Origin of the sequence: Oscillatoria sp. HE19RPO (assembly GCF_024220515.1) — a bacterium.
Taxonomy (GTDB): Bacteria; Cyanobacteriota; Cyanobacteriia; order Cyanobacteriales; family Laspinemataceae; genus Laspinema.
In genome coordinates, this window is record NZ_JAMXOT010000455.1 from 1 (window position 1) to 2,279 (window position 2,279).

The following is a 2,279-nucleotide window of genomic DNA, read 5'->3' on the forward strand; positions in this document are numbered from 1 at the left end:
CATTAGAGTAAGAAGATAACGACTAAAGTCGTTACTACAAACGGGGAAAAATCCCTTCTTTTGTTCGTAGTAACGACTTCAGTCGTTTCCGGGCATTAGAGTAAGAAGATAACGACTAAAGTCGTTACTACAAACGGGGAGAATACTTCTTTTGTTCGTAGTAACGACTTCAGTCGTTTCCGGGCATTAGAGTAAGAAGATAACGACTGAAGTCGTTACTACAAACGGGGGAAACACATTCTTCTGTTCGTAGTGACGACTTCAGTCGTCTTCCGGGCCATAAAGCAAAAGGGGTTACAACATCAATGCTGTAACCCCTTTTCAGATTTAATGCGGATGGCGAGACTCGAACTCGCAAGGCAAAGCCACACGCCCCTCAAACGTGCGCGTATACCAATTCCGCCACATCCGCAGGCAATGAACTATCTTAGCTCATCTCTAGTTAACTTACCATACTTTTTTCAAAAATGTTCACAATTTGGAAAGATTTTTTTCAAATTGTCCCAATTCCCCTAATCACAAGGATTTCAGCCACTTGATGCTCCAAGTTGCAACTTGCATTATCCCATACATGATAGGATTTGGAGTTGGCATATCTATGCCGCTGAATCCGGGACACCCACCACGATTCGGTCATCCTTTATTGATTTTTACGAGTTGAGCAACCGCAGGCCCATGCAATTCTCCAAAGTTCTCATTGCCAATCGCGGCGAAATCGCCCTTCGGATTCTCCGGACCTGTGAGGAGATGGGGATTGCCACGGTTGCTGTACACTCCACGATTGACCGTCATGCTCTCCATGTCCAACTGGCAGATGAAGCGGTTTGCATTGGCGAACCCCCCAGTGCCAAAAGCTATCTAAATATTCCCAATATCATCTCTGCTGCTTTAACCATGAACGCGACAGCGATTCACCCGGGTTATGGGTTCTTGTCGGAAAATGCGCGGTTTGCCGAAATCTGTGCGGATCATCAGATTAGTTTTATCGGACCGACTCCCGAGGCGATGCGCGCAATGGGGGATAAGTCCACGGCGAAGGAAACCATGCAAAAGGCGGGGGTGCCGACGGTCCCGGGAAGCGATGGGTTAATTACTAATGAAAAAGATGCCCGGGAAATTGCCCGGAAAATCGGCTATCCGGTGATGATTAAGGCAACTGCTGGGGGTGGCGGACGGGGGATGCGTCTCGTCCGAGAAGACAGCGAACTCCCGAAACTGTTTGCGGCAGCGCAAGGGGAAGCAGAAGCGGCGTTTGGGAATCCGGGGGTTTATTTAGAAAAGTTTATCGAACGCCCTCGTCACATTGAGTTCCAAATTCTGGCGGATGCTCATGGGAATGTGATCCATTTGGGGGAACGGGAATGCTCGATTCAGCGCCGTCACCAAAAATTGTTAGAAGAAGCCCCCAGTCCTGCCATAACGCCCAGCTTGCGCCAAAAAATGGGTAAGGCAGCGGTGAAGGCGGCGAAGTCGATTCATTATACGGGTGCTGGAACGATTGAGTTTCTGTTGGATCACACGGGTCATTTCTATTTTATGGAAATGAATACTCGGATCCAGGTGGAACACCCGGTGACGGAGATGATTACGGGGTTAGATTTGATTGCGGAACAGATTCGGATTGCGCAAGGGGAAAAACTGCGGTTGAGTCAGGACCAAGTGCAGTTACGGGGTCATGCGATCGAATGTCGGATTAATGCGGAAGACCCCGATCGCAATTTTCGCCCTTGTCCCGGACGGATTAACGGATTTTTACCTCCAGGTGGTCCGGGGGTGCGGATGGATTCCCATGTGTACACGGATTATGATATTCCGGCTTATTATGATTCCCTGATTGGCAAGTTGATTGTCTGGGGTTGCGATCGCCCTTCGGCCCTCAAGCGCATGAGACGCGCACTGCGGGAATGTGCGATTACCGGGGTCCCGACTACGATTCCTTTCCATCAGAAGATTCTGGAACATCCCGATTTTATTGAAGGGGATGTTTATACCAATTTTGTGGAACAGATGATGTCGAAGGGTTGAGGTTATTTGTCATTGGTCATTGGTCATTTGTCATTTGTCATTGGTCGTTTGTCCTTGGTGGATGGGGAGTTGGGGAAGTTGAGCTTGACTTGGCTTGCGCCAAGTCACGCGGTAACGACTGAAGTCGTTACTACGAACTAAGGGAACTCTAAAAAATAAAATCTCCAAAACGTTCGTTCTTAGTGACGGATCACTGGAGTAGCCCCGTCAATGTAGGGGCGCAATGCTTGCGCCCCAAGGGCGCAAGCATTGCG

The 2,279-nt window shown here is 49.0% G+C and carries 2 protein-coding genes and 1 tRNA gene; 1 reads left to right on the top strand and 2 read right to left on the bottom strand.

Features of this window, described 5'->3' with window-relative positions; genetic code table 11:
* Positions 1-331: 331 nt before the first annotated feature.
* A tRNA-Leu gene (locus NG833_RS29400) sits at positions 332-412 on the bottom strand.
* A 263-nt stretch (positions 413-675) separates the two neighbouring features.
* Between NG833_RS29400 and accC the strand changes: the two genes are divergently transcribed.
* Complete coding sequence (accC, locus tag NG833_RS29405) at positions 676-2,025, top strand: acetyl-CoA carboxylase biotin carboxylase subunit (protein WP_254568813.1); 1,350 nt, start codon at positions 676-678, stop codon at positions 2,023-2,025.
* A 30-nt stretch (positions 2,026-2,055) separates the two neighbouring features.
* Here accC and NG833_RS29410 read toward each other — a convergent pair whose 3' ends face one another.
* Positions 2,056-2,193 carry a hypothetical protein gene (locus NG833_RS29410; RefSeq protein ID WP_254568812.1) on the bottom strand — a complete coding sequence of 46 codons (138 nt, stop codon included), beginning with the start codon at positions 2,191-2,193 and terminating at the stop codon, positions 2,056-2,058.
* Positions 2,194-2,279 lie beyond the last annotated feature (86 nt).

What these genes read in the sequence shown, in the direction of transcription:
- accC (WP_254568813.1), top strand. Translation starts at nt 676, where the DNA reads ATGCAATTCTCCAAAGTTCTCATTGCCAATCGCGGCGAAATCGCCCTT.